The sequence below is a fragment of the Enterobacter sp. MGH 16 genome (assembly GCF_000493175.1).
Lineage (GTDB): Bacteria > Pseudomonadota > Gammaproteobacteria > Enterobacterales > Enterobacteriaceae > Enterobacter > Enterobacter roggenkampii.
In genome coordinates this window covers 2,787,886-2,809,097 of sequence record NZ_KI535695.1, presented here as the reverse complement: position 1 = coordinate 2,809,097, position 21,212 = coordinate 2,787,886, and the positions used below count along the sequence as shown (strand labels likewise).

The 21,212-nt window shown below is 50.9% G+C and carries 30 protein-coding genes; 19 read left to right on the top strand and 11 right to left on the bottom strand.

Annotated elements, in window-relative coordinates; genetic code table 11:
• The first annotated feature begins 79 nt into the window (after positions 1–79).
• Both L362_RS09670 and L362_RS09675 read left to right on the top strand, forming a co-directional pair.
• Positions 80–856, top strand: coding sequence for an isocitrate lyase/PEP mutase family protein (locus tag L362_RS09670; protein WP_023344758.1), 777 nt, complete (start codon positions 80–82; stop codon positions 854–856).
• Positions 840–1,886: a bifunctional transcriptional activator/DNA repair enzyme AdaA gene (locus L362_RS09675; protein WP_023344757.1), complete on the top strand. Its 1,047-nt coding sequence runs from the start codon at positions 840–842 to the stop codon at positions 1,884–1,886. The genes L362_RS09670 and L362_RS09675 overlap by 17 nt, the downstream gene beginning before the upstream one ends.
• A 300-nt stretch (positions 1,887–2,186) precedes the next feature.
• Here L362_RS09675 and L362_RS09680 read toward each other — a convergent pair whose 3' ends face one another.
• The 11 genes from L362_RS09680 to L362_RS09730 form a co-directional block, all read right to left on the bottom strand.
• On the bottom strand, positions 2,187–3,359 hold the full coding sequence (locus tag L362_RS09680; RefSeq protein WP_023344756.1) for an Arm DNA-binding domain-containing protein: 1,173 nt from the start codon (positions 3,357–3,359) through the stop codon (positions 2,187–2,189).
• Positions 3,314–3,523 carry a hypothetical protein gene (locus tag L362_RS24965; protein WP_000050710.1) on the bottom strand — a complete coding sequence of 70 codons (210 nt, stop codon included), beginning with the start codon at positions 3,521–3,523 and terminating at the stop codon, positions 3,314–3,316. Before L362_RS24965 ends, L362_RS09680 begins: the two co-directional genes overlap by 46 nt.
• Entirely contained in the window at positions 3,513–3,824 is a 312-nt protein-coding gene (locus L362_RS09690) for a hypothetical protein (protein WP_023344755.1), read from the bottom strand. The genes L362_RS24965 and L362_RS09690 overlap by 11 nt, the downstream gene beginning before the upstream one ends.
• Positions 3,825–3,924: 100 nt before the next feature.
• On the bottom strand, positions 3,925–4,149 hold the full coding sequence (locus L362_RS09695) for a hypothetical protein (protein ID WP_023344753.1): 225 nt from the start codon (positions 4,147–4,149) through the stop codon (positions 3,925–3,927).
• The gene (locus L362_RS24960) at positions 4,146–4,367 is read right to left on the bottom strand and encodes a ParE family toxin-like protein (protein WP_023344752.1); all 222 of its coding nucleotides are present in this window, start codon (positions 4,365–4,367) and stop codon (positions 4,146–4,148) included. Before L362_RS24960 ends, L362_RS09695 begins: the two co-directional genes overlap by 4 nt.
• Positions 4,339–4,551: a hypothetical protein gene (locus L362_RS09705; RefSeq protein WP_023325728.1), complete on the bottom strand. Its 213-nt coding sequence runs from the start codon at positions 4,549–4,551 to the stop codon at positions 4,339–4,341. Before L362_RS09705 ends, L362_RS24960 begins: the two co-directional genes overlap by 29 nt.
• On the bottom strand, positions 4,544–4,909 hold the full coding sequence (locus L362_RS09710; protein ID WP_023344751.1) for a hypothetical protein: 366 nt from the start codon (positions 4,907–4,909) through the stop codon (positions 4,544–4,546). Before L362_RS09710 ends, L362_RS09705 begins: the two co-directional genes overlap by 8 nt.
• Entirely contained in the window at positions 4,902–5,123 is a 222-nt protein-coding gene (locus L362_RS09715) for a hypothetical protein (protein ID WP_023344750.1), read from the bottom strand. The genes L362_RS09710 and L362_RS09715 overlap by 8 nt, the downstream gene beginning before the upstream one ends.
• Positions 5,124–5,229: 106 nt before the next feature.
• Positions 5,230–5,616 carry a S24 family peptidase gene (locus L362_RS09720; protein ID WP_023344749.1) on the bottom strand — a complete coding sequence of 129 codons (387 nt, stop codon included), beginning with the start codon at positions 5,614–5,616 and terminating at the stop codon, positions 5,230–5,232.
• A gap of 66 nt (positions 5,617–5,682) precedes the next feature.
• Positions 5,683–6,114, bottom strand: a complete 432-nt coding sequence (locus L362_RS09725; RefSeq protein ID WP_023344748.1) for a helix-turn-helix domain-containing protein — start codon at positions 6,112–6,114, stop codon at positions 5,683–5,685.
• Between the two features lie 185 nt (positions 6,115–6,299).
• The gene (locus L362_RS09730; RefSeq protein WP_023344747.1) at positions 6,300–7,076 is read right to left on the bottom strand and encodes a S24 family peptidase; all 777 of its coding nucleotides are present in this window, start codon (positions 7,074–7,076) and stop codon (positions 6,300–6,302) included.
• Positions 7,077–7,181: 105 nt separating this feature from the next.
• Between L362_RS09730 and L362_RS23970 the strand changes: the two genes are divergently transcribed.
• From L362_RS23970 to L362_RS09805, 17 genes are all read left to right on the top strand, one after another.
• On the top strand, positions 7,182–7,406 hold the full coding sequence (locus tag L362_RS23970; protein WP_023344746.1) for a hypothetical protein: 225 nt from the start codon (positions 7,182–7,184) through the stop codon (positions 7,404–7,406).
• Complete coding sequence (locus L362_RS0123090; RefSeq protein ID WP_032637839.1) at positions 7,407–7,709, top strand: hypothetical protein; 303 nt, start codon at positions 7,407–7,409, stop codon at positions 7,707–7,709. It abuts the gene before it with no gap.
• Positions 7,710–8,122: 413 nt separating this feature from the next.
• Complete coding sequence (locus L362_RS09735) at positions 8,123–9,739, top strand: DEAD/DEAH box helicase (protein ID WP_023344745.1); 1,617 nt, start codon at positions 8,123–8,125, stop codon at positions 9,737–9,739.
• Positions 9,736–10,704, top strand: coding sequence for a toprim domain-containing protein (locus tag L362_RS09740; protein WP_023344744.1), 969 nt, complete (start codon positions 9,736–9,738; stop codon positions 10,702–10,704). The genes L362_RS09735 and L362_RS09740 overlap by 4 nt, the downstream gene beginning before the upstream one ends.
• Entirely contained in the window at positions 10,704–11,564 is an 861-nt protein-coding gene (locus L362_RS09745; RefSeq protein WP_023344743.1) for a hypothetical protein, read from the top strand. Before L362_RS09740 ends, L362_RS09745 begins: the two co-directional genes overlap by 1 nt.
• On the top strand, positions 11,561–12,364 hold the full coding sequence (locus tag L362_RS09750; protein ID WP_023344742.1) for an antitermination protein: 804 nt from the start codon (positions 11,561–11,563) through the stop codon (positions 12,362–12,364). Before L362_RS09745 ends, L362_RS09750 begins: the two co-directional genes overlap by 4 nt.
• A gap of 131 nt (positions 12,365–12,495) precedes the next feature.
• Positions 12,496–13,047, top strand: coding sequence for a motility associated factor glycosyltransferase family protein (locus tag L362_RS09755; RefSeq protein ID WP_023344741.1), 552 nt, complete (start codon positions 12,496–12,498; stop codon positions 13,045–13,047).
• Positions 13,048–13,108: 61 nt separating this feature from the next.
• Positions 13,109–13,357, top strand: a complete 249-nt coding sequence (locus L362_RS09760; protein ID WP_023331998.1) for a class II holin family protein — start codon at positions 13,109–13,111, stop codon at positions 13,355–13,357.
• 2 nt (positions 13,358–13,359) lie between these two features.
• Complete coding sequence (locus L362_RS09765; RefSeq protein ID WP_023344740.1) at positions 13,360–13,890, top strand: lysozyme; 531 nt, start codon at positions 13,360–13,362, stop codon at positions 13,888–13,890.
• Entirely contained in the window at positions 13,887–14,408 is a 522-nt protein-coding gene (locus tag L362_RS09770) for a hypothetical protein (RefSeq protein WP_023344739.1), read from the top strand. The genes L362_RS09765 and L362_RS09770 overlap by 4 nt, the downstream gene beginning before the upstream one ends.
• A 135-nt stretch (positions 14,409–14,543) precedes the next feature.
• A complete protein-coding gene (locus L362_RS09775) occupies positions 14,544–14,972 on the top strand; it encodes a hypothetical protein (RefSeq protein ID WP_023344738.1) in 429 nt (142 codons plus the stop codon).
• Complete coding sequence (locus L362_RS09780) at positions 14,972–15,154, top strand: hypothetical protein (RefSeq protein ID WP_023344737.1); 183 nt, start codon at positions 14,972–14,974, stop codon at positions 15,152–15,154. Before L362_RS09775 ends, L362_RS09780 begins: the two co-directional genes overlap by 1 nt.
• A 64-nt stretch (positions 15,155–15,218) precedes the next feature.
• A complete protein-coding gene (locus L362_RS09785; protein WP_023344736.1) occupies positions 15,219–16,226 on the top strand; it encodes a tyrosine-type recombinase/integrase in 1,008 nt (335 codons plus the stop codon).
• A gap of 244 nt (positions 16,227–16,470) precedes the next feature.
• Complete coding sequence (locus tag L362_RS09790; RefSeq protein ID WP_023344735.1) at positions 16,471–17,073, top strand: beta/alpha barrel domain-containing protein; 603 nt, start codon at positions 16,471–16,473, stop codon at positions 17,071–17,073.
• Between the two features lie 198 nt (positions 17,074–17,271).
• Positions 17,272–18,888 carry a hypothetical protein gene (locus L362_RS09795; protein WP_023344734.1) on the top strand — a complete coding sequence of 539 codons (1,617 nt, stop codon included), beginning with the start codon at positions 17,272–17,274 and terminating at the stop codon, positions 18,886–18,888.
• 1 nt (position 18,889) lies between these two features.
• A complete protein-coding gene (locus L362_RS09800; protein WP_023344733.1) occupies positions 18,890–20,359 on the top strand; it encodes a DUF1073 domain-containing protein in 1,470 nt (489 codons plus the stop codon).
• Between the two features lie 70 nt (positions 20,360–20,429).
• Positions 20,430–20,963 carry a phage head morphogenesis protein gene (locus L362_RS09805; protein ID WP_016247462.1) on the top strand — a complete coding sequence of 178 codons (534 nt, stop codon included), beginning with the start codon at positions 20,430–20,432 and terminating at the stop codon, positions 20,961–20,963.
• Positions 20,964–21,212 lie beyond the last annotated feature (249 nt).

Sequence of the window (21,212 nt, the reverse complement as noted above, 5' to 3'; positions counted from 1 at the left end):
AAATGGTCGTCTGAATTTCGGTTGTGAGGTTCTTCCTGAGTGCTTAGATTCATTTTCAATCTATCGAGAGGATATGAATATGAACTTTGCAGAACGCCACTATCAGCATGAGCCTCTTCTTATCGCCAACGTCTGGGATGCCGCCAGTGCTGTCGCAGCGCAAAAAGCAGGCTACCAGGTTCTTGGAACGTCCAGTGCAGCTATAGCGTCCACACTGGGATATGACGACGGGCAGGGAGTGCCGTTTGATGAGTTGTTTTATATGGTCACCCGGATCCGGGCTGCCAGCAGCCTGCCATTGAGCGTTGACATGGAAGCAGGGTATGGTGATTCAGCCGAAGAGATAGCAGACAATCTGCGGCGCCTTGCTCAGACAGGCGTCGCAGGCGTTAACCTCGAAGACAGCCGAGTCATAAACGGGGTTCGTCAGCTTGACGATGCCTCTGATTTTTCCCGTAACCTGAGAACAGTATGCGATACGCTGAGAAGCGAAAATTACAGCCTGTTTCTGAACATCCGGACTAACACGTACCTGCTCGGGCATGAAGACGCGTTGCAGGAGACGATATTACGGGGTCAACGCTACAAAGCTGCAGGTGCTGACGGCCTTTTTGTTCCCTGCCTGACGTCAGAGAAAGACATCAGCCTCATTGCAGAGGCAACGGGATTGCCTTTGAATGTCATGTGCATGCCCGATCTTCCGTCATTCGACAGGCTGAAACGGGCAGGGGTAAGCCGCATTTCAATGGGCAATTTTGTTCATTCAGCGATGCAGTCAACGCTGACTGATGTCATGCATGCGATCCGATCTCGTCAGACGTTTGAAGGACTTTTTGGCGATGAAAATAACCGATAAAAATCTGTGTGATATCTGGTATCAGGCATTACTTGAACGTGCTTCAGACTACACTGGCGTGTTTTTTGTTGGCGTCAAAACCACGGGCGTTTTCTGCATTTCGGTATGCCGGGCGCGAAAGCCCAAGCGCGAAAATGTCGAATTTTATAAAGATGCCAAATCTGCCCTGGCGGACGGCTTTCGTCCCTGTAAAGTCTGCAGACCTGCGGAAAATGCGCACAGCGCGCCATTATTCGTTGAGCAGGCGCTTGCGCTTGTCAGGCGCGATATCAAATCCCGTGTAGCAGACGCGGAGCTTCGTCAGCATGGCATCAGCCCGGAGCGGGTAAGGCGCTGGTTCCTGCAACATCACGGCATTACTTTTCAGGCTTTCCAGCGAATGCAGCGGGTGAACGTTGCCCTGCAGGAGCTAAAAAGTGGACGACCGGCGACTGACGTTGCGCTGGACAATGGCTATGAATCGCTTAGCGGCTTTGGTTATACCTACAAGCGGCTTACTGGCGCAGCGCCGACTCAGGCAACCCAGGTGATAGTCATTCACCGGTTTACCACGACGCTTGGTCCGATGTTTGTCTGCGCGACAGAGTGGGGAGTCTGTCTGCTGGAGTTTACCGATCGCCGGATGTTAGAAACAGAATTCCGCGATATTCAGCGTTTATTTAACGCCAGAATCGTCACCGGCGAAAACAGCCATACCCGGCAGACAGTAAAAGAGATCGGCGAGTATTTTGCCGGAACGCGCCGACAGTTTGATCTGGCTTTAGATGATCCGGGCAGTGATTTTCAACAATCCGTCTGGCATGCGTTGCGTGCTGTTCCCTATGGACAGACCTCACACTATCAGGCCATTGCACTACGGCTTAATAAGCCAAATGCTGTGCGCGCCGTCGCTGCCGCTAACGGTGCCAACCGGATTGCGATTGTCATCCCCTGTCACAGGATAATTGGAAAAGATGGGGCGATGACAGGTTACGGAGGGGGGATTTCACGCAAAGAATGGCTCATTGAGCATGAGAGAAATAATGTTTAATGGCGTGATGTTTCTGTGTCGCCGGGAAAATTTACGGACTTCGCGGGACATGTTGAGGGTACAAAAAAGCCCGCAGTGCTTGCGCCGTGCGGGCTTTCAGGACTTCATCAGACGACTCTGGTGATCGCCGATGGAGAATTTTGGTGGAGCTGGCGGGAGTTGAACTCGCGTCCGAAATGTATTTAACTCATTGAAAATAAACAATTCTGTCACTGTGACAGACATCAAGTGCATTTTACGTGCATATTGAGGTCTGTCTAACGTCCTGATTCTGTCCAACATTTTGAAATATATCCCCCGCTACAGCGCGGCTGAAATCGCGGTTTTACCGTCATATTCAGCCAGGTATTTACCGTAGTTGCGGAATATCATTTCCGGCCCTTTGTGGCCCATCTGTCCGGCAAGCCAGAAGAGGTTAACGCCCTGGCTAATATGCTTGGTGGCGAATGTGTGCCGCGTCTGGTACGGGTTACGGTAGCGCACGCCAGCTTTTTTCAGGGTCGGCACCCATGCTTTTTTACGGATAGCGTCGGCGTTCGCCCAGGGTTCTCCCGTTTTCGGATCGCTGAATATGAACTCACTTTTCATAAAGGTGTATTTCTTCTGCGCCTGCAGGGCCGCCAGCGCCTCACTGTTCAGCTCCACCTTACGGGTACCGGCTTTTGTCTTGGTGCCTTTAAGTACCCCTACGACACTGGCTGCCTGAACGTGGGCTGTGTTCGCGATGGTGTCAAGATCAGGCCAGCGCAGCGCGCACAGTTCGGAGCTCCGCAGACCGGTATTGAAAGCAAAGCGGAACAGGTTTTCCCATTCCGGGTACCTGCAGTTCTGGTAAATGGCGAGGGTCTCCGCTGGCGTGAACGGGTCAACCTCGTAATCATCGGCGCTCGGACTGCTGTCGATCACGTGGTACCGGCTGGCGCTGACGAGGGTTACCGGGTTAATGGTCAGCAGGCCATCCGTAACAGCTTCATCGATGGCGCTGCGCAGAAACGAAAGGTTATTCCTGGTCGTTTTCAGCTTTGTTTTCCGGCTGGCTATCCAGTTTTTAAGGACCGCTGGCGTCAGTTCTGACACGTGGAGTTTATGCAGAGCTGACAGTGCCGACAGGCATTTTTCATAACCATTTATAGTCGACGGGGACAGGTTGCGGTTCTGGCAGATTTTCAGGTACTCGTCCAGGTAGGACTTTATGTTTTTGGTTTTCTTCACCACCCCGAACAGCTCCAGCTTTTTGGAGTTGGGGAAATATTTCGCATATTCAAAGGTGCCACTGACGATCTGGTTCTGTATCTCCCCGAGCAGACGCTCGGCGTACTTCACACCGCGCGCGTTTGCTTCCATTTTGGAGAGGGGCTCCCGGCACAGAACCCCTTTGTATGTGAAAGTGATAACCAGAGTGTCGCCAGTTTTATGCTGGCGGATGGTTACTCCTCTTGGGAGAGATAATGATCCTTGTTCTTTCTTGCCCACTTTGAAACCTCCGTTAAGTCAATCCAGCGTTCTTTAACGCCATCGACTTTTAATACATGTACTCCCTCCTTCCATAACCCCCTTTGTATCCGTTTGTTAACGGCTTCTACCGTTTCCCCCGCGTCCCTGCAGTACGTAGAAAGGGGTACACAGTCAAGACTCATGGCTGACCTCCCGCCCGAAAGCCTGGGCATTTTCCAGTTCATTAGCTGCGTAAATCAGGGCGTTGTGATGTGAGCGAAAACCACCATCGAGTTCGCGAGCAGCTCTGTCGCGCAAGATGTCGATTGCAGCCTGATGGTCGTTCTGGCAATCGGCGGACTTTTCCGCCGAACTGGCTGGCAGTTCCTCCAGTACCATCAACATGTTTTCAGGGTCGATCGGGATGGTGGCGAGCCCCAGCTTTTTGGCCTCCGCTGCTAAACGGGTCCAGCGTTCAATAATTTCAGTGGTACCTTTTTTCATGGCATGCCTCAGAAACCTATCAAAAATTTATACTCAATCAGCGCGCCGAACACGACGGCCACCAGCAACAGGCCAAACAGCACAGAGAGGAGGAAATACTTCATCGTGACGCCTCCCGAAAAACAGATCTGTATGCACGCAGCATGTCCCGGGACTTGCCGGATAAAACAGTTCTCATGAAGAACATTCCGCTACGGGTTGCTACGATGCCGGGGGTATTTAGCAGCGTGACATCTACCACTCGGTTATGTTTACGGAACTCAAACAGAGTGCTTGTGATAACGATGTTCGCCACGGCGCCATAGTCCTGATGTTGAATTTTCATTTTCTGTCCTTCAGTTTGCTGTATCGTTCATGGCTCATTACTTCCCAGTTCTGGCCGCCGTCTCGGGATAGCAGCCGCCAGCGGCGATTAACCCTCAGGCTCAGGTTTCCCGAGCCGTGCATACGGCAGGGATGAATCCGCCTGGCTCTGAACTGGCGGAGTACATGGACCGCCTGCTGGTGTACCCACTCAGGAATTCGTATCGCTGTCAGGGCCATTGTCCTTCTCTCCTGCTGGTGGGGTGATCGTGTAACCGGCTTGCTCAGCCATCCATAAAAAAGTCTCCAGCGATGCTGTAACCTCGCCGTTCTGAACCGGGCGCGCGTGGATAACTTTCCCGTTCTCGATTGTCAGCACGATATTTACTGGTTCGTGTGTGATAATTGGTGTCTGATCACTCATGGCTTGTCTCCGCAGTGACTGATTTTTGTTTCTTGGCAAACTCGACCAGCTCAGCAATGAGATCGTCGATTAATGCCTTTCCGCTTTCTGTCAGGAACTCACCGCTGCCATTCACATCCACGGCGTTGCTGTAAATTCCTCTGATGGCTTTTACGCCGTCGACATTCCCGTATTCACTGAGAGCCAGCTTTTCGAATCGTCTCAACAGACCATCAAGCAGTATTTCTGTTAATTCGACGGTGTTTATTCCCCCCTTAGACATATTAATAATGATGCAGGTGCTTCCGGTTTTACGCTGGTGGCGTAATAACGCAGCCTTTAAAATTCGTCGGCGATATGTCTCGATTAATTTATCCATTGCGCTGTTTCTCCTCCAAGTTCATAACTATTTCCTCTTCTTTTTCGGTCCAGTCATGAATATCAGCGGCTAGGTCATAAACAAGAGCGCAAATCGTTTTAAGTTGGAAGTGGTCGAGCTTGTCGTGATATTCAAATAATGTTTGCGATAGACCCGCCAGTTGCTCAGCTTTGATATTCACACTCTGAATATCTTGTCTTTTTAATACGATCATAATTACCGTCCATATGCTTTTTTAAGATAAAGACGAGCGATTACCTCGTAACCGCAGGCCGCATAAAGGCATGCTGTTCTATATGCCGCTATGTCTTTGATGAAAGTCATACGAAGCGCCTCACAGCCAAAGAAGCGACTACCCGACCGTGAATTTTGATTTCTTTCTGTTCATCTGTGTTAAGGGTGAAAGTTTCGTAATGATGGTTATCAGAGATGATTTTTAATGAGCCATCAGCTAATGGCTCGATTCTCTTAATGAAAAGGCATGGGCGACCAAAAGCATCCATTGTGTAAACATAAATGCCAGAGGTAAGCGCACGGCCACCGCAATCAACGAAAGCCACTACCTCACAGGGTTCGATGGTTGGTTGCATTGAGTCACCTTCCATCCTGCAGCTCTGAACGCGGTTACCAAAGTCATTAATGTTGTCAGAACCGAACAGCATTTGAGGCGTTTTAATTGGCTGATTAATTGCGACGGAATTTTGCATTTTTATTTCCTCAGGGTGAGTTTGTCCCCACCAAGAAAGGCGTTAATTAAATAGTGTTAATTAATTTTAAATTTTGTCGGCTTGCTTGCAGATGGTTTCTTGCAAGTCGTCTAATTTTTCATAAACGATAGTAAGCGTACCGATAGTCGATAATTCCTGAGGCATGCAATCCATAGCGTTAGATAAAGCCATTCTGCAATTTCCAATATCCGCAGCCCATGAGTTAAGTTGATTTGACGTTATTACGCTGGTTGGCTCGGTAAATTCACCGCACTGTTCGTTTCCTGAAATGAGCCACAGAACGTCAGAATGAAGAACGTTCGCCAATTGGATTAACTGGTCAGCGAATGGAACAGTTTTTCCGGTTTCCCAGTTGTTAATGGTTTTGGTTGTTAAACCAAGATGATCAGCCAAATAATCCTGAGAAAGTCGAAGCGAAGATCTTCTATTTAATATCCTTTTGCCGATTGTTTTGGCTATTGTGATTTGATTGCTCATTTTGTGCACTCCATCGTGTGGCTGAGATTTAAATTTATCTCAATGATAAAATTTGGTAAAGTGTAATTTTATCAAAAATGGTGGGCTGAGCATTATGCTGTTGATAAATATTGATAAATAAATTTGCAGGGTGATAAAAAAACCGCCTTAGACGGCGGTTTAGATGGAATTCATTGGGTGGATATTTAACCCAGTCGGGTGTAAGACATCTGCCATTTACCCACGACAAAACCTTGTATGCGGAAGAGCTCCTCGTCTTCTTTGGTGACTTCCCATTTGTCATAAGAAGTATTGTCACTAATGACTATAAGCCTATCTTTCAACAGTTGTAGGCGTTTGATATGGAGATTATCACCATAGACAAACGCGTAAATCCCATCACTTACGAAACGTTTAACTGTGACGTCAAGAACAACAAGTTCTCCTGGAGAGATGCTTCCTAACATACTGTCACCCATAGCTGTTGCTATCTTGAGTGATGATGCCTGCCGCCCTCCAAACATTCTTTTTGCTTCTTCTGGATCAAGTTCAATCGAACGAATTATTTCAGGATAGTCAGAGTTCAATCTACCCCCTCCACAACTAAATTCTGTGTCTAAAACTTCTATAATGTATTTTTGATCAGTGCTGTGATTATGATCAGTGTAGACACTGTTTTCGCTATGAAGTGTAAATTTTTCACTTGGCATATCCATTGATTTGCTTAGAAATGGTGAGTCTGGACCGGGTCCCCATTGTTGGGAATCCATCCACCCGTGATCAAGCTTCAGAGTGCTTTCAATCCGCCGTGCCATGACGTCACCAATATTTCTTGTTTCTCTGTCACTAGTTAGCTGACTCAGTTGTGATGGAGGGATGCCAATCTCCTCCGCGAAACTGGCTTTACCAGCCCTCGGTTTGCGTAAGAGATAATCGTTTAGTAATGCCTGCAAGTTGCGGCGTCTGATTTCTTTAATGTCCATTCAACCATCCTCTCATTTTTTATCATCTTGATAAATGCTAATTTTGATAAATTAACTTGCTTGTTATTTATCGTAAAGATAAACTTTGATAAAAAAGGAGCGAGTATGAAAAATCAACTTCTCACTTGGCGTAAATCTTCCTCTACCGATGAGTGGAACGATCTTGCCTGCAAGGCTGGTACTTCACCTGGTTACTTAAATCTCATCGCGTATGGATATCGTAATGCTTCACCTCGATTGGCTCTAGCGATTGAGACGGCCTCTAAGTCTTTTCCAGAAAAGCCAATTATAGCCAAAGAGCAGTTAGTTTTCAGATGCAGCGATAGCTAAATGAACGGTGGTTTTGAGGTGATGCCCTCTGACTTCAGTCAGGCGGATGCTGAGTGGATTAAGCAGCAGTTACTTAGCCTGACACCAACTGCACGACAAAAAGCTATCCAGCGTTATGCAGCTGTGTATCAGGAGACGTTCGAAGCTGAACCCGTTTCCTACCGCAAGGAGAACCAGGCAAGGCATGAAGCAAACACAAGGCTTCGCCTGTTTGTGAGAAATCAGGGCAGAGCTTTACAGGGGTATACCGCCGAACCTCCCCTGGCTGTAACGCAATCGCGCTCCTCATTGTTTCGGGTTTAAAGGTACCCGAACAGAAGCAGGCTTAAAGGTGCCTGTTCAGGTTGGCAACCAACTGACCCAACTCCTCATATGTACTAGGGAAGTAGTACGTTTTTATGGGGAAGAGGGAAAGGGGGGTAAGGGGGGATTGGGTGTAGGGGCAGGAATAGGGTCTTTTCCAACAGGAGAGATCCATTGGTTAAGTAGATCTCTGTCTTAAGGGCGAAATTAAAAAAACGCCTGTATCAGCAAGGTAGTACAAAGCGAGCAGTCGCTGAGAAACGAAAAATGGTTCTTCCTGGAAGAGTGATTTTTCAGGGGAGCTGAATCAGAAGGGAGGCTGGCAGCCTTTGGGGAGGCCACCAGCCATGTGAGGGGGAATCCATGAAAACCACATCACAAAATTATTATCTCATCAGCACGGGAGCTGCACAATGGAGCTGACGATCACGCCGAATTTTGCACAGGAACGAGCGCTAAACATGTTGCGCCGTGACTGGAAGGCAAACGACACCTTCATGGTGTACTCGCCAACCGGTAGCGGTAAAACGGGTTTGGCCGCCTTCATCGTTGCCGGGTTTGTCAGCCGTGGTATGCGCGTCCTGTTCTGTGCACCGTACACTATCCTGATCGGTCAGACGGCTAATCGGTTCGTGGAGTATGGATTACCGGGGGATGAAATCGGTTATATCTGGGCTGATCACCCGAACTACGATCCGGACCGGAAAATTCAGATTGCCAGCGCCGACACGCTTATTCGTCGTGTTTTTCCTGAAAATATCGATCTGCTGATTATCGACGAAGCACACCTGCGTAAAAAACGCATCCTGAAGGATATCGACCGTCTACGCGGCAAAGGCGTAAAGGTGATTGGCCTGTCGGGTACTCCGTTTTCCCCGTTCCTGGGCAAATACTATGACCGACTGATTAAGCCGACCACCATCGGCGAGTTAATCCAGCGTGGCGATCTGAGTAAATACGAATTTTACGCGCCAACTAAGCCGGATCTGAAGGGTGTTAAAACCAAAGCATCGCTTGAGTACGGCAGCGATTACAACGAAACGCAGCTGGCTGAAATCATGTGCGGCTCTACGCTGGTGGGCGACATCGTACAGAACTGGCTGGAGAATGGCCGGGATCTGCCTACCATCGCTTTCTGCGTCAACGTAGCCCACGCCAATTATCTGACAATCCAGTTTAACCTGGCGGGTGTTAATGCTGAGGTCATGACCGCCGACACTCCAGTGGATGAGCGCCAGACCATCATTCACCGCTTTGAAACCGGTGCAACGAAAATCATCGTTAGTGTGGGCGTTCTGGTGGCCGGCTTCGATAGTGACGTTCGTTGCATCATCTACGCCAGGCCAACAAAAAGCGAAATTCGCTGGTTGCAGGCGCTCGGGCGTGGCCTGCGCACCGCACCGGGTAAAGAGTCCTGCCTCATCTTCGATCACAGCGGCACCGTACACCGTTTGGGTTATCCGGATTCAATCGAGTACGACGATCTTCCCGGTAAGTCTGACGGCATGGAGGAAAGCGCGCGCCGCGCAGCTGAGGAACGGGCCGAAAAGCTGCCACACGAATGCTCTCAATGCCATTACATGAAGCCAGCTGGCGTCTATGTATGCCCGAAATGTGGGCATAAGCCGCTGGGCGGTGAGGACGTCGATACCGACACCGGCCGCAAACTCAAAAAGCTGGGTAAAAACCAGCATCAGCCCACTAAGGCAGAGAAACAGGCCTGGTGGAGTCAGATCAAATTCTATCAGCGCCAGCGCGTATCGCAGGGGAAAAAGCCCATCAGCGATGGCTGGTGCGCAAACACCTTTCGCGAACGGTTTGACGAGTGGCCTAACGGGTTGAGCGATTTCCCGATGGAGATCACGCCGACCGTCTCTAATTTCATCCGGCACAAATTGATTGCGTATGCGAAAGGGCAGGAGAAGGCAAAGCGCCTGCAGGAGGCATCAGGAACGGCAGCTCCATCATCAGTACAGCAAGCACAGAAAGCGATTAGCGATATCAAACAGCAGTTAGGAAAACGAGCATGAAGACGGCAGAAGCGGCAAAAGGTCAATGGGCAATGATTTTTGAGCACTTCGGGTTACCTCCCATTAATGCCAGAAATCACTTTAAAGGCGAATGTCCGGTATGTGGTGCGCGGGGAAAGCTGCGTATTGATGACCGGGACGGCCGGGGAACATGGATCTGTACCTGCGGCAGCGGTACGGGAATGGACTTGGTTACCAAAACCCAGGGCAAACCATTTAACGAGATTTGCCGCGAAATCGATGCTCTGATCGGCAATACGTTCCGCCGTGAGAATATCCCCAAAACAAGCAGCGCAGGCAGCATGCGTAAAAGAGTGCTCAGTAAGTTCTCTAAGTTGGCCCCATTGAGAGGGACCTCTGGCGCAGCTTATCTCAACGCACGCGGGATTTATCAGCTTCCTGCTGATGCCATTCGTTTCAATGATCACCAACGACACAACGGAAGGGTATTTCAGTCTCTCTATGCATTAGCAACCGACGACAAAGGCGAACTTTGCTATAGGCATCTGACCTTACTGGATGGCGCGAAAAAGGCTGACATTGGAGACAGCGTGAAGCGCCAGAAATCTCTTCAGGACGAAAGCTATCTGGATCATGCCCGTTCCGTCGCTATTCGCATGTTCCCGGTAGCGACGACCCTCGGAATTGCAGAGGGTATCGAAACGGCTCTTTCCTGCAAGCAGCTGTACAACGTTAACACCTGGGCCACCATGACCAGCGGATTCATGAAGAAATTCCGTGTTCCTGCAGGTGTGAAAAATTTGATTATTTTCGCAGATCGAGACGTAAACAGCGCCACCGGATTGGCTGCGGCCACGGAATGCGCCCATGCCAACTTACTGGCAAAAAATGACCTGGAAAAAATCAGCATCTACTACCCGGATCACGGGGATTTTAACGACATGCTCATGAACGGCGATCAGGTTCGTGAGGTGGTTTTCTTCAAGAAAAAGGCGGCTGCGTAATGCGTACTGATAACAACGAACATAAAGCACTATTCACCATCCCGACGGCAGCTCACAGCTCCGCCCTCTCAAACATCAAGCCTCTGCCCGAGCAACGGAGAATCACCGGGCATAAGCAGACTGATGCTTATCTTTGGGTGCTGGAGGTTATCCGTCTGAACGAACCCGCACATCTGGACGCAGCCGAAGCCGCGCTGGAGAAAATTGAAATCACCCCAAAAGAGGCCGAGAAACGTTATGCGGGTTATCTGTTGGCGAATGGTGGCGATCCTTTCCAGGTTGCCTTCGGTACAATCGGTATGGGTAACCCGGCACAGGCAATCAAGAACGCCCGGGAGAATATCAAAAAAGCAGCATCAGTCAGGGCTACTTTCGGCAGCTATGAGGCAGCGCTCGAAGATGTTGAAGCTGAGAGAGTAATCAAGTCTTCCCCGAAATTTATCGACGATCACCGTTGGGGATGGACTCCGGCCGAGAAGAAAGCTGGCAGCATTAACGGCAGCCGTATGTATGAAATTGATGATCAGCGTCGGGCATTTGTTGATGGATATCGCGATGTGTTGCCTGAGCCTTTTACGCTGTCCGATGTTGTTCGTGAATTTATTTACTGGGACTGGCTCTATAGCGTTCGCCACACTTCAAGCCAGGAGCTGGGCGATGAATTTGGTTACTCAGAGCATCACGAATCCGTATATGACCGCGAGCGCTACCTTGAAAAATTGCTGGCAACCATCAAACCCGTGACGCGAGCTGAAGCTATCGAGGTATGTCGCTGGTTCCTTGAAAGTGAAAAGGGCCAATACATGGAGAACCACGGCGCCGCGGTGATTCTTAACCTGGTAGGGGAGTGTGAAGAATGAAACTGGAGGCATCACTAAAACACTTTAGCCCTCAGGGAATGCACATCAGCGACGACGTGAAAGGAACCTCTCCGGATCGTATCACCGGCACTGATGTTATGGCGGCCATTGGTACCACCAGCAGCCGAGCGCGGTTTGGTCTGGCTGCCTTCTTTGGTAAGACCGGGATCAGCAAAAGCGATGAGCAACTGGCTGTACAGGCTCTGTCGCGTCATGCAATGGAATCAGCGCCCAAGAATGTACGTAAAACAGCAGCAGGAGAATTCGGCTGGTGTATGCTGGTGCTCGCACAATTCGCCTTTGCCGAATACTCCCGTTCAGCGGAAACCAGCGTGACGTGTCACAGCTGCGGCGGCAGCGGATTAACCTCTCAGTATGAGGATGTGATCAAACATCCGGGAGTCTTCAACTCTGACGGAATGGAAATCGTACCGCCGAAAATCAAGCACGAACTGGTCAAGCGTAAATGCACGGCATGTAACGGCAAAGGTGAGCTGCTGGCCCGATGCCGTTGCGGCGGCAAAGGTGAGGTGCTCGACCGCAAAGCCACAAGCGAGCGCGGCGCGCCGGTGTTCAAAACCTGTGAGCGCTGCAGCGGAAACGGATTTTCTGGGGTGCCGTCTACTGCAGCCTATAAAGCGATACTGAAGCGAGTCCCGGATCTGCACGTCAGAACGTGGACCCGTAACTGGAAACCGTTTCTGGAGGGGCTTGTCGACGTCTGCTACAGAGAAGAACAAAAAGCAGACTCGGCGTTTCAGGACGCAACGAGCTTTCGTGATGATGTGAACAAAATTTAGCATATTAGCCACATTAAGCTTGATTTTGTCCGAACTTGTCGTGTATGCTTCAAATCGTAGGTTATTGCGCCTGCACGAAATCAAACCCGCCTCCGAGCGGGTTTTTTTATGCCTAAATTTGGTCGCCGCGAATGAATACATTCATCATTTGTGCATCCGGCCCGTCTCTCAATAAATCAGATTGCGAACTGATCTCCGGATCGGGGCTGCCGGTTATAGCTGTTAACTCCACCTGGCGAGCCGTGCCTGATTGTGAATACATTTACGCGGGTGATCTGCGCTGGTGGGATGCAAACATCGATGTTCTGCCGTCCTCCGCCTCTCGCTGGACCTGTAATTACCGGGCTCATAAACGCTATGGGCTAAATCTGTTTGATACAGATACCCGGTGGGCCTTCAACTCCGGGCAGCGCTCGATTCTGTTTGCTGCCAGCCAGGGGGCGAAAAACATCATCCTGTTAGGGTTTGACTGCTCCATTAATGGCGGTAGTCACTGGCATGGTGATCACGTCGGGCTGGATAATCCTACAGCAGAGAGTGTTACGCGATGGCGCGGTGAGTTTACCAATACCGCCAGTGCGCTGGCCGGTAAGGTGAATATTATCAACAGTAGTCGCCAGACAGAGCTTAAGTGCTTCCGGCGTCTCAGCCTCGAAGAGGCTCTATCAAATGCTCTGCCGTAAGTTTTCCGTAAAATTTAACTTCTTTTTTTAACACACAACACCCCGGACCCGGAGGTGTGGAATGCACAGAACTATGCCTGACAAAATCGCATCGATAGCGGGGTACTGTACATCCGGCGGCCTCATTTGCTGGGGTGGCATAGCTAAATGGATACATGACCTTGACTGGAACCTTGTCGCAGTCGTCGGCGGCTTCGTTATTGGCTTGCTGACTTTCTTCGTTAACTTTTACTTCAAACGCCGCCAGACAAAAGCCTATGAGGCAGCGCTGGCGCGTGGCTATGTAACCCCTCCACCGCAGGACAACTAATCATGGCATCAACTAAAAGCAAGCTCAGCGCTGCCATGCTTGGGCTATTGGCTGCCGGTGCCACTGCGTCGGTGCTAATGAGTCAGTTTCAGGATGAAAAAGAAGGCACCAGCCTGGTTGCTTATCCTGATGCTGGTGGCGTGTGGACGATTTGTGGCGGTGTGACTCGCGTTGACGGCAAACCCGTGGTTAAGGGCATGCAGTTGACTCGCCAGCAGTGCGACAAAATCGACAAGGCAGAGCAGGCGAAAGCTTTGGCCTGGGTGGAAAAAAACGTTCGAGTTCCGCTGACCGAGCCACAAAAAGTCGGCATAGCGTCTTTCTGCCCGTGGAACATCGGCCCCGGAAAATGCCTGCCGTCAACGTTCTGGAGAAAGCTCAATGCTGGTGATCGGTCCGGTGCATGCGCAGAGATAAAACGCTGGACCTATGACGGCGGTCGCGATTGTCGTATCCGCTCGAACAATTGTTACGGGCAGGTTCTACGCCGTGACCAGGAGTCCGAGCTATCGTGCTGGGGGCTTGATAAATGACCCTGAAAACCTGGTTGCTTCTGGGTGTTGAGTTGCTGCTGTCAGGAATCATTATTTTTGTGCTGCTGGGGCAGTTTAGCGAACAACGTGGCAGGGCAGAAAAAGCAGAGCAAGAGGTAGATGGCCAGCGGCAGGTGATAGCCACTCAAGCTTTTAACATTAATCGTTTCAATCAGATTGCCGACTACACCAACCGGAACAATTCACTGATTGATGCCAGCGCCGATAACACGGTTATCGAATACCGGGAGATCCTCCGCCGTGAAAAAACCTGTGATCTGCTTGTTCCTGCTGATGTCGCTGGTGGGCTGCTCGAATACACGCACCGTCTACGTGCCAGCGCAATGCACACCGATTCCGGGGGCGCTGACGCAGCCGGTGATAGCGCCACTACCACCAGCGCGCTGACGTATTGTCAGGCTGTTCTCTGGATCAAGCCGCTGCTGGCCGCTATCGAAAAAGCAAATAACCAGCTGGCTGGGATACGTGAAATAGAGAAAACCAGAGCCTCGCAATAGCGGGGCTTTTTTCTGCGCCTCGTACGCGCATTTCAGAGAGTCTTTCAGTAGTGAGCCTGAGGAGCATCGTTAAAGGTGGCGACCTCTCTCGGGCGGTGCTCCTGTACGACAGGCTCACACCTTAAAGGAAACGCAATGAAGAAATTTTTCACTGATGCAGCAACAAAAATAACTTTTTACGCGCTGCTCGCCGCTTTGCTTTTTGCTGTTACTACAGGTGCCGGTTCTTTATTGAGAGTAGTTGCCGCCGCCTATTGGGTGATCGTATTGCTTGGCGCGGTAGTTGGTTTGTTAGCTCTCATTATTACGTTTGGTGTTGAGTATTCAAAGGATGATAAGTCCCGGCGGGAGGGTATTGAATACCTTGAACGCTTTGCTAAGCGCAAGAACGCAATAGCGAGAGTTTGGGGATGGTTCTGCCTGGTGCTGGGGGCTTCCATGCTTGCATACGGTGGGTGGGTGTTTACAGCGGTAGCCTACGTAATAGCGTCATTGTTTGTGCGCCTGTGCTGTTCGCTTGCTCGTGATAAGGTCGAGAAACTAACCGAAAAAGAGGTGGCTTGATGGCTCGCTTAAATGTCGAAGTAATCCCGCCGAGTAATGAGCAAATAAACCAGGTGATTGAAGAAATAAGCCGGAAATACGCACGTAAGCCACTTACTCCTCAGATCGAAGGCGAGCTCCAGCGTGAAGCCGTTCGACTGGTGCGCCGGTTTACAAAAACGAAAGTAACGCTGGTCCGATAAATTCATTACAAAAGCCATTCACCGAGTGGCTTTGATAATGTTTTTTGAGTGAGGATTGTTCAGTATGGCTTCGATAAAAGAATCCACTGATGCCAATGGACAATCAAAATATTACGTCCACTGGAAGGATGAAAAATCTGGTCATGGGCGCCGCCGCATCTTTAAGAATATTGATGATGCCGCACATCTTTTCTGGCAAAAACAGAATATCGAGCTGGATTGTCGAACCGCCAGCTGGACCGGAATAGACCATTCCTGGACTTTCCGAAAGTTAATTCTGTTTTATCTGGGGTATCAGGCCGGCAAGCTGGAAAAAAATATCATACGGCTGTCGTCATATACGAAATGCCGTCACGATCTTCTCGCTGTAGACGGGCCGATACTGGAAAAAAATATTCTCCATATCAGCCATCGCGATATCGTTGATTCGGTTCGCACCGGCTGCCATCGCTGGATTCGTTCGGCTTTCTTCCTGCTGGTGGAAAAGCGGCTCATCACTTTTAACCCTGTTGACCGTCCCGCGCGCCGGAAGCGTCGACCCATCACCATACCGCCATCATCATCGGTCAGAGAGCTACTGAATAACGCGCCAGTTCGTGAGCGTATTGCGTGCTGGCTCGGTATTTGTGGCCTGCGCATCGGTGAGGCTCTGGCTGTTACTTATAACGACGTGTCAGTCGACTGGATCGACATCCGGGGACATGTTGTTGATGGCGTTATACACGAGGGGCTGAAAAGAGGCGTGGAGCGCCGGGTACGGATGCCGCGTGAGCTTTTCGCGTTGCTGGATAAAAGTAAACTCGGTACCTCTGAGCCTCTTATCTGCAACCAGTTTACCGGCGCATGCCTCGCTACCAGCTACGGCACTCAGGGGGTTCTCGTCAGAACCCTGAACGACTATGGCATTAAGCGATTCCATCATCTTCGCCACTTTGCTGTATCTCGCCTGGCAAACAAAGGCGTCGACATTCTGAAGGTTTCCCGACTTATAGGGCATTCGAACATCAAAACCACAATGGACGTTTACGGTCACCTTTTCGGTGAAGTGGTGGAGATGGATTTGGACGACTGAGTTATCCACATAGTGGAAATATTAGGGCGATCCACTATCTCCCCATTCTGCGCGGCCTCCGGGCATCAAATCGCAGTTTTCCCGAAAAAAAGGATATGCCGCATTTTTACCCCCTCTGATATGCCGCACTTGGCACCAGAGAGGACGCGGCCTGCACGCCAGAATTTACCGCGTGATACGCCGCACCCGGATCGGAGAAATTGGATTTTGAACAAAAAATAATCACATTGACTTAGGCGGAAGTATGGCTCCTAAAAAAAGCTTCAGAAAAGCCTACGTCGGTATCGTTATGGACATGGCATTAGCCCGTAGCAAAATCAGCAATCGGATGGTTGCTCAGCGCTTAGGTGTGGACGAGACGACGATCCGTCGCTGGCGTAAAGAGAATATAGAGTTTGAGCGCGCTTTCACTGAGGCTCGCGAAGCTCTCAGAGAGAAAATAAACCGCGTTGCCGGTAAGAGCCTGGACGTTCGCAAGCGGAAGGTTGTCACCACATCGCCGGATGGTGTGAAAACCACGATCGAAGATGTGCTGCCCACGCATAACGATATTGCTGTTTTCTCAAAGGTGCTCGGTCTTGGTACCAGCGTCTATAGCGAGGAAGAACGTCAGCGTGATGTGCTTCGCGAGGTGATGAAACACAAGGTGGCCGGGAATTACTCTGCGCTGGAGGCGGCGCAGCTGCTTGAGGCAGAGGGAGTAAAAGTTCCGGCAACCCTGCTTATGGAGCTGGAAGCACCGAAAATTTTCGAATCGTTCACCAATATGGACGAGGCAGCCAAAGCCGACGCGGCGAACCTGTCTCCGCATGAGGCCGCAGATATCTACAAAAAACTCATGGGCTGAAAATTGCAAAAACAGGCGTTTCGAACCAAAAAAACGCTATGCACTTTTTGACCCGTTTTATGCACGTTTTATTCATCCCGATTTGACCACTTTTCTGTTCAAAACAGAGGCTTCACCGCGTTTGCGTGATGGGTGCTGTTGCGCCAGTGCGGGTAACGACCATTATGTTAAATCGGGGCGTTTTTGAGGAATTTTTCTGTGCCGATCCCGTTCCCCTTTGACTTCCGCAAACCGGACTATACCGCCGTGTTTGAGTGGAGAATGGAGAGGCTGGAGCGGATCAGGAAAGCGCCTGAAATGCTTCCGGCACTCCGTGAGTTTTACCGCACTAACCCGGCTCAGTTCATCATCGACTGGGGTATGACGACGGACCCGCGTAACCTCGATTATGGCCTGCCTGCCACCATCCCGTTTTTGCTGTTCCCCCGCCAGGAGGAATGGATTCACTGGATCATGGACAGGCGCGCCAGTCTTGAGCATGGACTGACAGAAAAAAGCCGAGAAATGGGGCTGAGCTGGACCTCTATCGGTCTGGCCTGTTCGCTTTGCCTGTTCAACAAAGAAATGGTGATCGGGTTCGGTTCCCGTAAAGAGGAATATGTCGACAGTACCGGCGACCCGAAAGCACTGTTCTGGAAAGCGCGTAAGTTTGTCGAGCTGCTGCCGGTTGAGTTTCGCGGTTCATGGAGTGACAAAAAACATGCCCCTTACATGCGCGTGGAGTTCCCGGAAACGGGCGCGGTAATTAAGGGAGAGGCTGGCGATAACATTGGCCGTGGTGACCGTACCACGCTTTATTTCGTGGATGAGTCGGCATTCCTCAAACGGCCATTACTCATCGACGCTGCGCTCTCTCAGACGACCCGCTGCCGTATAGACCTCTCTTCGGTCAACGGCATGAATAACCCGTTTGCTAAAAAGCGCCACAGCGGAAATATCCCGGTGTTTACGTTCCACTGGCGCAGCGACCCTCGCAAGGATGATGAGTGGTACCGCAACGAATGTCTGAAAATTGATGATCCGATTATCGTTGCTCAGGAACTGGACCTGAACTACAGCGCATCCACAGAGGGGATTCTCATTCCTTCTGAATGGGTGCAGGCTGCCGTCGACGCGCATATCAAACTGGGTATTCAGCCCAGCGGCCAGCGCCTCGGCGCAATGGATATCGCGGATGAAGGGAAAGACAAAAACGGCTTTTCTTGCCGCTATGGCTTCCTTCTGCAGAACGTTCACGAATGGTCTGGCATTGGCAGCGACATCTACGCTTCTGTCGTTAAATCGTTTGGGTACTGTGACGATTACGGTCTGGATGAGTTCCGTTTCGATGAGGACGGTCTGGGCGCCGGTGCGCGTGGCGATGCTCGCGTGATAAACGAGCTCAGGCAGGCTGAAGGCCGGGGAACAATCACAGCTACGCCTTTCCGTGGTAGCGGTAGCGTATTCGATCCGGAAGATGAAGCCGTTCCTGGTGATAACGGTAAAGCGGCGCGCCTGAATAAAGACTTCTTCGCGAACGCAAAAGCACAGAGCTGGTGGCATCTCCGCAAGCTGTTTCGGAACACCTTCCGCGCGCTGAACGGGATGGACTACAACCCCGACGAAATCATTTCGATAAGCAGCGAGATAGAAAATATTGACCGCCTGCTGATGGAGCTTTCACAGCCTACATGGTCGAAAAACGCCGTGGGTAAAATCCTCGTGGATAAACAGCCGGAAGGCACAAAATCGCCGAACCTCGCTGACGCCGTGATGATTAACTACGCGCCGATGGATTCCTCTCTTGATAATTGGGCCAAACTGGCCGGAGCGTGACATGTCCCGTAAGAAACGCCAGAACGACGCACAAAAGCCCGTTGCGACAGCTGACGGGTACAACAATTTCACGGCCAAACTTGGCAGCGACACCAGAAACATACAGACGGGCGGAATGTACATGCCCGGGTACATCAGCCGTAACAGGGTGATGCTGGAGTTTGCGTATCGTTCATCGTTCCTCGTTGGTGCCGGTGTGGATGCTATGGCCGATGATATGACCCGTAAGGGGATTAACATCAGCTCAAAGCTGAAACCTGGACAAAAGGGCAAGCTCGAAACCTTCTGGGATGAGCTCGCTATATGGGATGGGCTCAACGATAACCTCAAATGGTCACGATTGTATGGTGGCGCGGTGCTGGTGGTCCTGCTTGAAGGGCAGGATATGTCCTCCCAGCTTAAACTGGATCGCATCAAAGAGGGGCAATTTAAGGGCGTGATGAGCCTTGACCGCTGGATGGTTAACCCGAGTTATTACGATCTCGTTACCGATTACGGTCCCGATTTTGGGAAACCGAAATATTACAAGGTAATCACGAACCAGCAGGGGATTCCCCCCTGGAAGATCCACCATAGCCGCGTTATCCGCATGGAGGGCGATACGCTTCCTTTCCAGCAGGCCCAGACGGAAAACGGCTGGGGGATGTCTGTCGTGGAGCGTATTTTCGAGCGTATCGAGGCGTTTGATACTGCGACCGTCGGCACCACACAACTGATCCACAAAGCGCATCTGCGGACCTACAGCATTGAAGACCTGCGCAAGATTCTTGCTACCGGAGGCGACCTTGAAAAGGCGCTGATGAAGCACCTGGACATGATACGTCAGTTCCAGACCATCGAAGGCATGACCATCATGGATGGTAAGGATAAGTTCGAAACCCACAGCTATACGTTTGCGGGTATCGCTGATGTCCTTCTGCGCTTTGCTGAGCAGGTTTCCGGCGCGACGGGAATTCCTCTCGTCCGTCTGTTCGGGCAGTCCCCTGCAGGTTTCAACACCGGCGACGGCGATCTGGAAAACTACTACAGCCGGGTTAACTCGCTGCAGGAGAGACGCTTACGCCGACATATCCGCTGGCTGCTCGATATCTCCTGGCGCTCTCTGTTCGGTGAACCACTGCCTGACGATTTTACATTCGAGTTTAACAAGCTCTGGGAGATGTCAGACGTGGACCGTGCAGCGATGGCGAACAATGTGGTTACCGCACTCGGTACCGCCGTTCGTGAGCTCGGAATGACGCCTGCAGCAGCGCTTAACGACCTCAGGAACATTTCTGATGTGATTGGGATCGGTGGTTCTATCACTGATGAGGACATAGAAGATGCGAAGGCCCAGTGGCAGGAGGATGAACCTGAAACCATCCCTCCGCCGTCGTTCGGAGATCCAGTATCGAAAAAGCCTGTTGGCGATAGCAAACCAGATAGGGCAGATCGTCGATGGTACCTACGATGGTTCACAGGCCAGCGCTGACAGCATTTCGAAAACGCTGGTGGACTATTCCGAGGTAATCAGCGACTGGGCAGAGCAGGTCGGGCGAAGGATGTTTGCCCAGGTCGAGCAGGAGGAATGGAATCAGTGGAAATCGGTATCAGAGGAAATCGGCGCTGGCCTGCGCGATGTGGTGGGTAATACCCCCGTCGGGCAGGTGGCGCAGGATATCGTGTACCGCCAGATTCAGCTGATGAAGTCCCTGCCGCTGGAAGCAGCCGATCGCGTGATGGACATACAAAAGCGCGCAATGCAGGCGGTTATCACTGGTGAACGTCCGGACGAACTCTACGAGATGATCATGGCCTCCGGTGACGTGACCGCCAGCAGGGCGCAACTGATTGCCCGTACAGAGATTGGACGAGCTACCGGCGCGCTGACGCAGGCCAGAGCCCTTTCGGTTGGCTCAGAGGGCTACTGGTGGCGTATCGAGGGGGCCGGAACGCGCGATTCTCACCGCAAGATGAAAGATAAATTTGTGCGCTGGGATAACCCGCCGACGCTGGACGGTATGACCGGACACGCCGGATGTTTGCCAAACTGCAAATGCTGGCCTGAAGTACAGATTCCTGCACCGAGAAAATGAAAAATACGGCTTTGAGCATTCATTTCATGCGAACTGCAATACCCGCGAAATGTTATGAAAATGTTGTATTCGAAAAGACCGATTTTCAGCCCAGTTAATCGCTACTTTTACGGCTTTAAGGGGACATTTTAATCGAGTCCATTTTCGTCGGTGCGGGTAAGAACCCTTATGTTAAATAGCCCGTTATTTCGAACATTTTTCCCATCTCACAAGGTCGCCTCCGGGCGGCCTTTTTGTTGCCCGTAATCG

Coding starts and splice junctions, on each gene's coding strand:
- L362_RS09670 (WP_023344758.1), top strand. CDS start 80: ATGAACTTTGCAGAACGCCACTATCAGCATGAGCCTCTTCTTATCGCC.
- L362_RS09675 (WP_023344757.1), top strand. CDS start 840: ATGAAAATAACCGATAAAAATCTGTGTGATATCTGGTATCAGGCATTA.
- L362_RS24965 (WP_000050710.1), bottom strand. CDS start 3,523: ATGAGTCTTGACTGTGTACCCCTTTCTACGTACTGCAGGGACGCGGGG.
- L362_RS09690 (WP_023344755.1), bottom strand. CDS start 3,824: ATGAAAAAAGGTACCACTGAAATTATTGAACGCTGGACCCGTTTAGCA.
- L362_RS09695 (WP_023344753.1), bottom strand. CDS start 4,149: ATGAAAATTCAACATCAGGACTATGGCGCCGTGGCGAACATCGTTATC.
- L362_RS24960 (WP_023344752.1), bottom strand. CDS start 4,367: ATGGCCCTGACAGCGATACGAATTCCTGAGTGGGTACACCAGCAGGCG.
- L362_RS09705 (WP_023325728.1), bottom strand. CDS start 4,551: ATGAGTGATCAGACACCAATTATCACACACGAACCAGTAAATATCGTG.
- L362_RS09710 (WP_023344751.1), bottom strand. CDS start 4,909: ATGGATAAATTAATCGAGACATATCGCCGACGAATTTTAAAGGCTGCG.
- L362_RS09715 (WP_023344750.1), bottom strand. CDS start 5,123: ATGATCGTATTAAAAAGACAAGATATTCAGAGTGTGAATATCAAAGCT.
- L362_RS09720 (WP_023344749.1), bottom strand. CDS start 5,616: ATGCAAAATTCCGTCGCAATTAATCAGCCAATTAAAACGCCTCAAATG.
- L362_RS09725 (WP_023344748.1), bottom strand. CDS start 6,114: ATGAGCAATCAAATCACAATAGCCAAAACAATCGGCAAAAGGATATTA.
- L362_RS09730 (WP_023344747.1), bottom strand. CDS start 7,076: ATGGACATTAAAGAAATCAGACGCCGCAACTTGCAGGCATTACTAAAC.
- L362_RS23970 (WP_023344746.1), top strand. CDS start 7,182: ATGAAAAATCAACTTCTCACTTGGCGTAAATCTTCCTCTACCGATGAG.
- L362_RS0123090 (WP_032637839.1), top strand. CDS start 7,407: ATGAACGGTGGTTTTGAGGTGATGCCCTCTGACTTCAGTCAGGCGGAT.
- L362_RS09735 (WP_023344745.1), top strand. CDS start 8,123: ATGGAGCTGACGATCACGCCGAATTTTGCACAGGAACGAGCGCTAAAC.
- L362_RS09740 (WP_023344744.1), top strand. CDS start 9,736: ATGAAGACGGCAGAAGCGGCAAAAGGTCAATGGGCAATGATTTTTGAG.
- L362_RS09745 (WP_023344743.1), top strand. CDS start 10,704: ATGCGTACTGATAACAACGAACATAAAGCACTATTCACCATCCCGACG.
- L362_RS09750 (WP_023344742.1), top strand. CDS start 11,561: ATGAAACTGGAGGCATCACTAAAACACTTTAGCCCTCAGGGAATGCAC.
- L362_RS09755 (WP_023344741.1), top strand. CDS start 12,496: ATGAATACATTCATCATTTGTGCATCCGGCCCGTCTCTCAATAAATCA.
- L362_RS09760 (WP_023331998.1), top strand. CDS start 13,109: ATGCACAGAACTATGCCTGACAAAATCGCATCGATAGCGGGGTACTGT.
- L362_RS09765 (WP_023344740.1), top strand. CDS start 13,360: ATGGCATCAACTAAAAGCAAGCTCAGCGCTGCCATGCTTGGGCTATTG.
- L362_RS09770 (WP_023344739.1), top strand. CDS start 13,887: ATGACCCTGAAAACCTGGTTGCTTCTGGGTGTTGAGTTGCTGCTGTCA.
- L362_RS09775 (WP_023344738.1), top strand. CDS start 14,544: ATGAAGAAATTTTTCACTGATGCAGCAACAAAAATAACTTTTTACGCG.
- L362_RS09780 (WP_023344737.1), top strand. CDS start 14,972: ATGGCTCGCTTAAATGTCGAAGTAATCCCGCCGAGTAATGAGCAAATA.
- L362_RS09785 (WP_023344736.1), top strand. CDS start 15,219: ATGGCTTCGATAAAAGAATCCACTGATGCCAATGGACAATCAAAATAT.
- L362_RS09790 (WP_023344735.1), top strand. CDS start 16,471: ATGGCTCCTAAAAAAAGCTTCAGAAAAGCCTACGTCGGTATCGTTATG.
- L362_RS09800 (WP_023344733.1), top strand. CDS start 18,890: ATGTCCCGTAAGAAACGCCAGAACGACGCACAAAAGCCCGTTGCGACA.
- L362_RS09805 (WP_016247462.1), top strand. CDS start 20,430: ATGTTTGCCCAGGTCGAGCAGGAGGAATGGAATCAGTGGAAATCGGTA.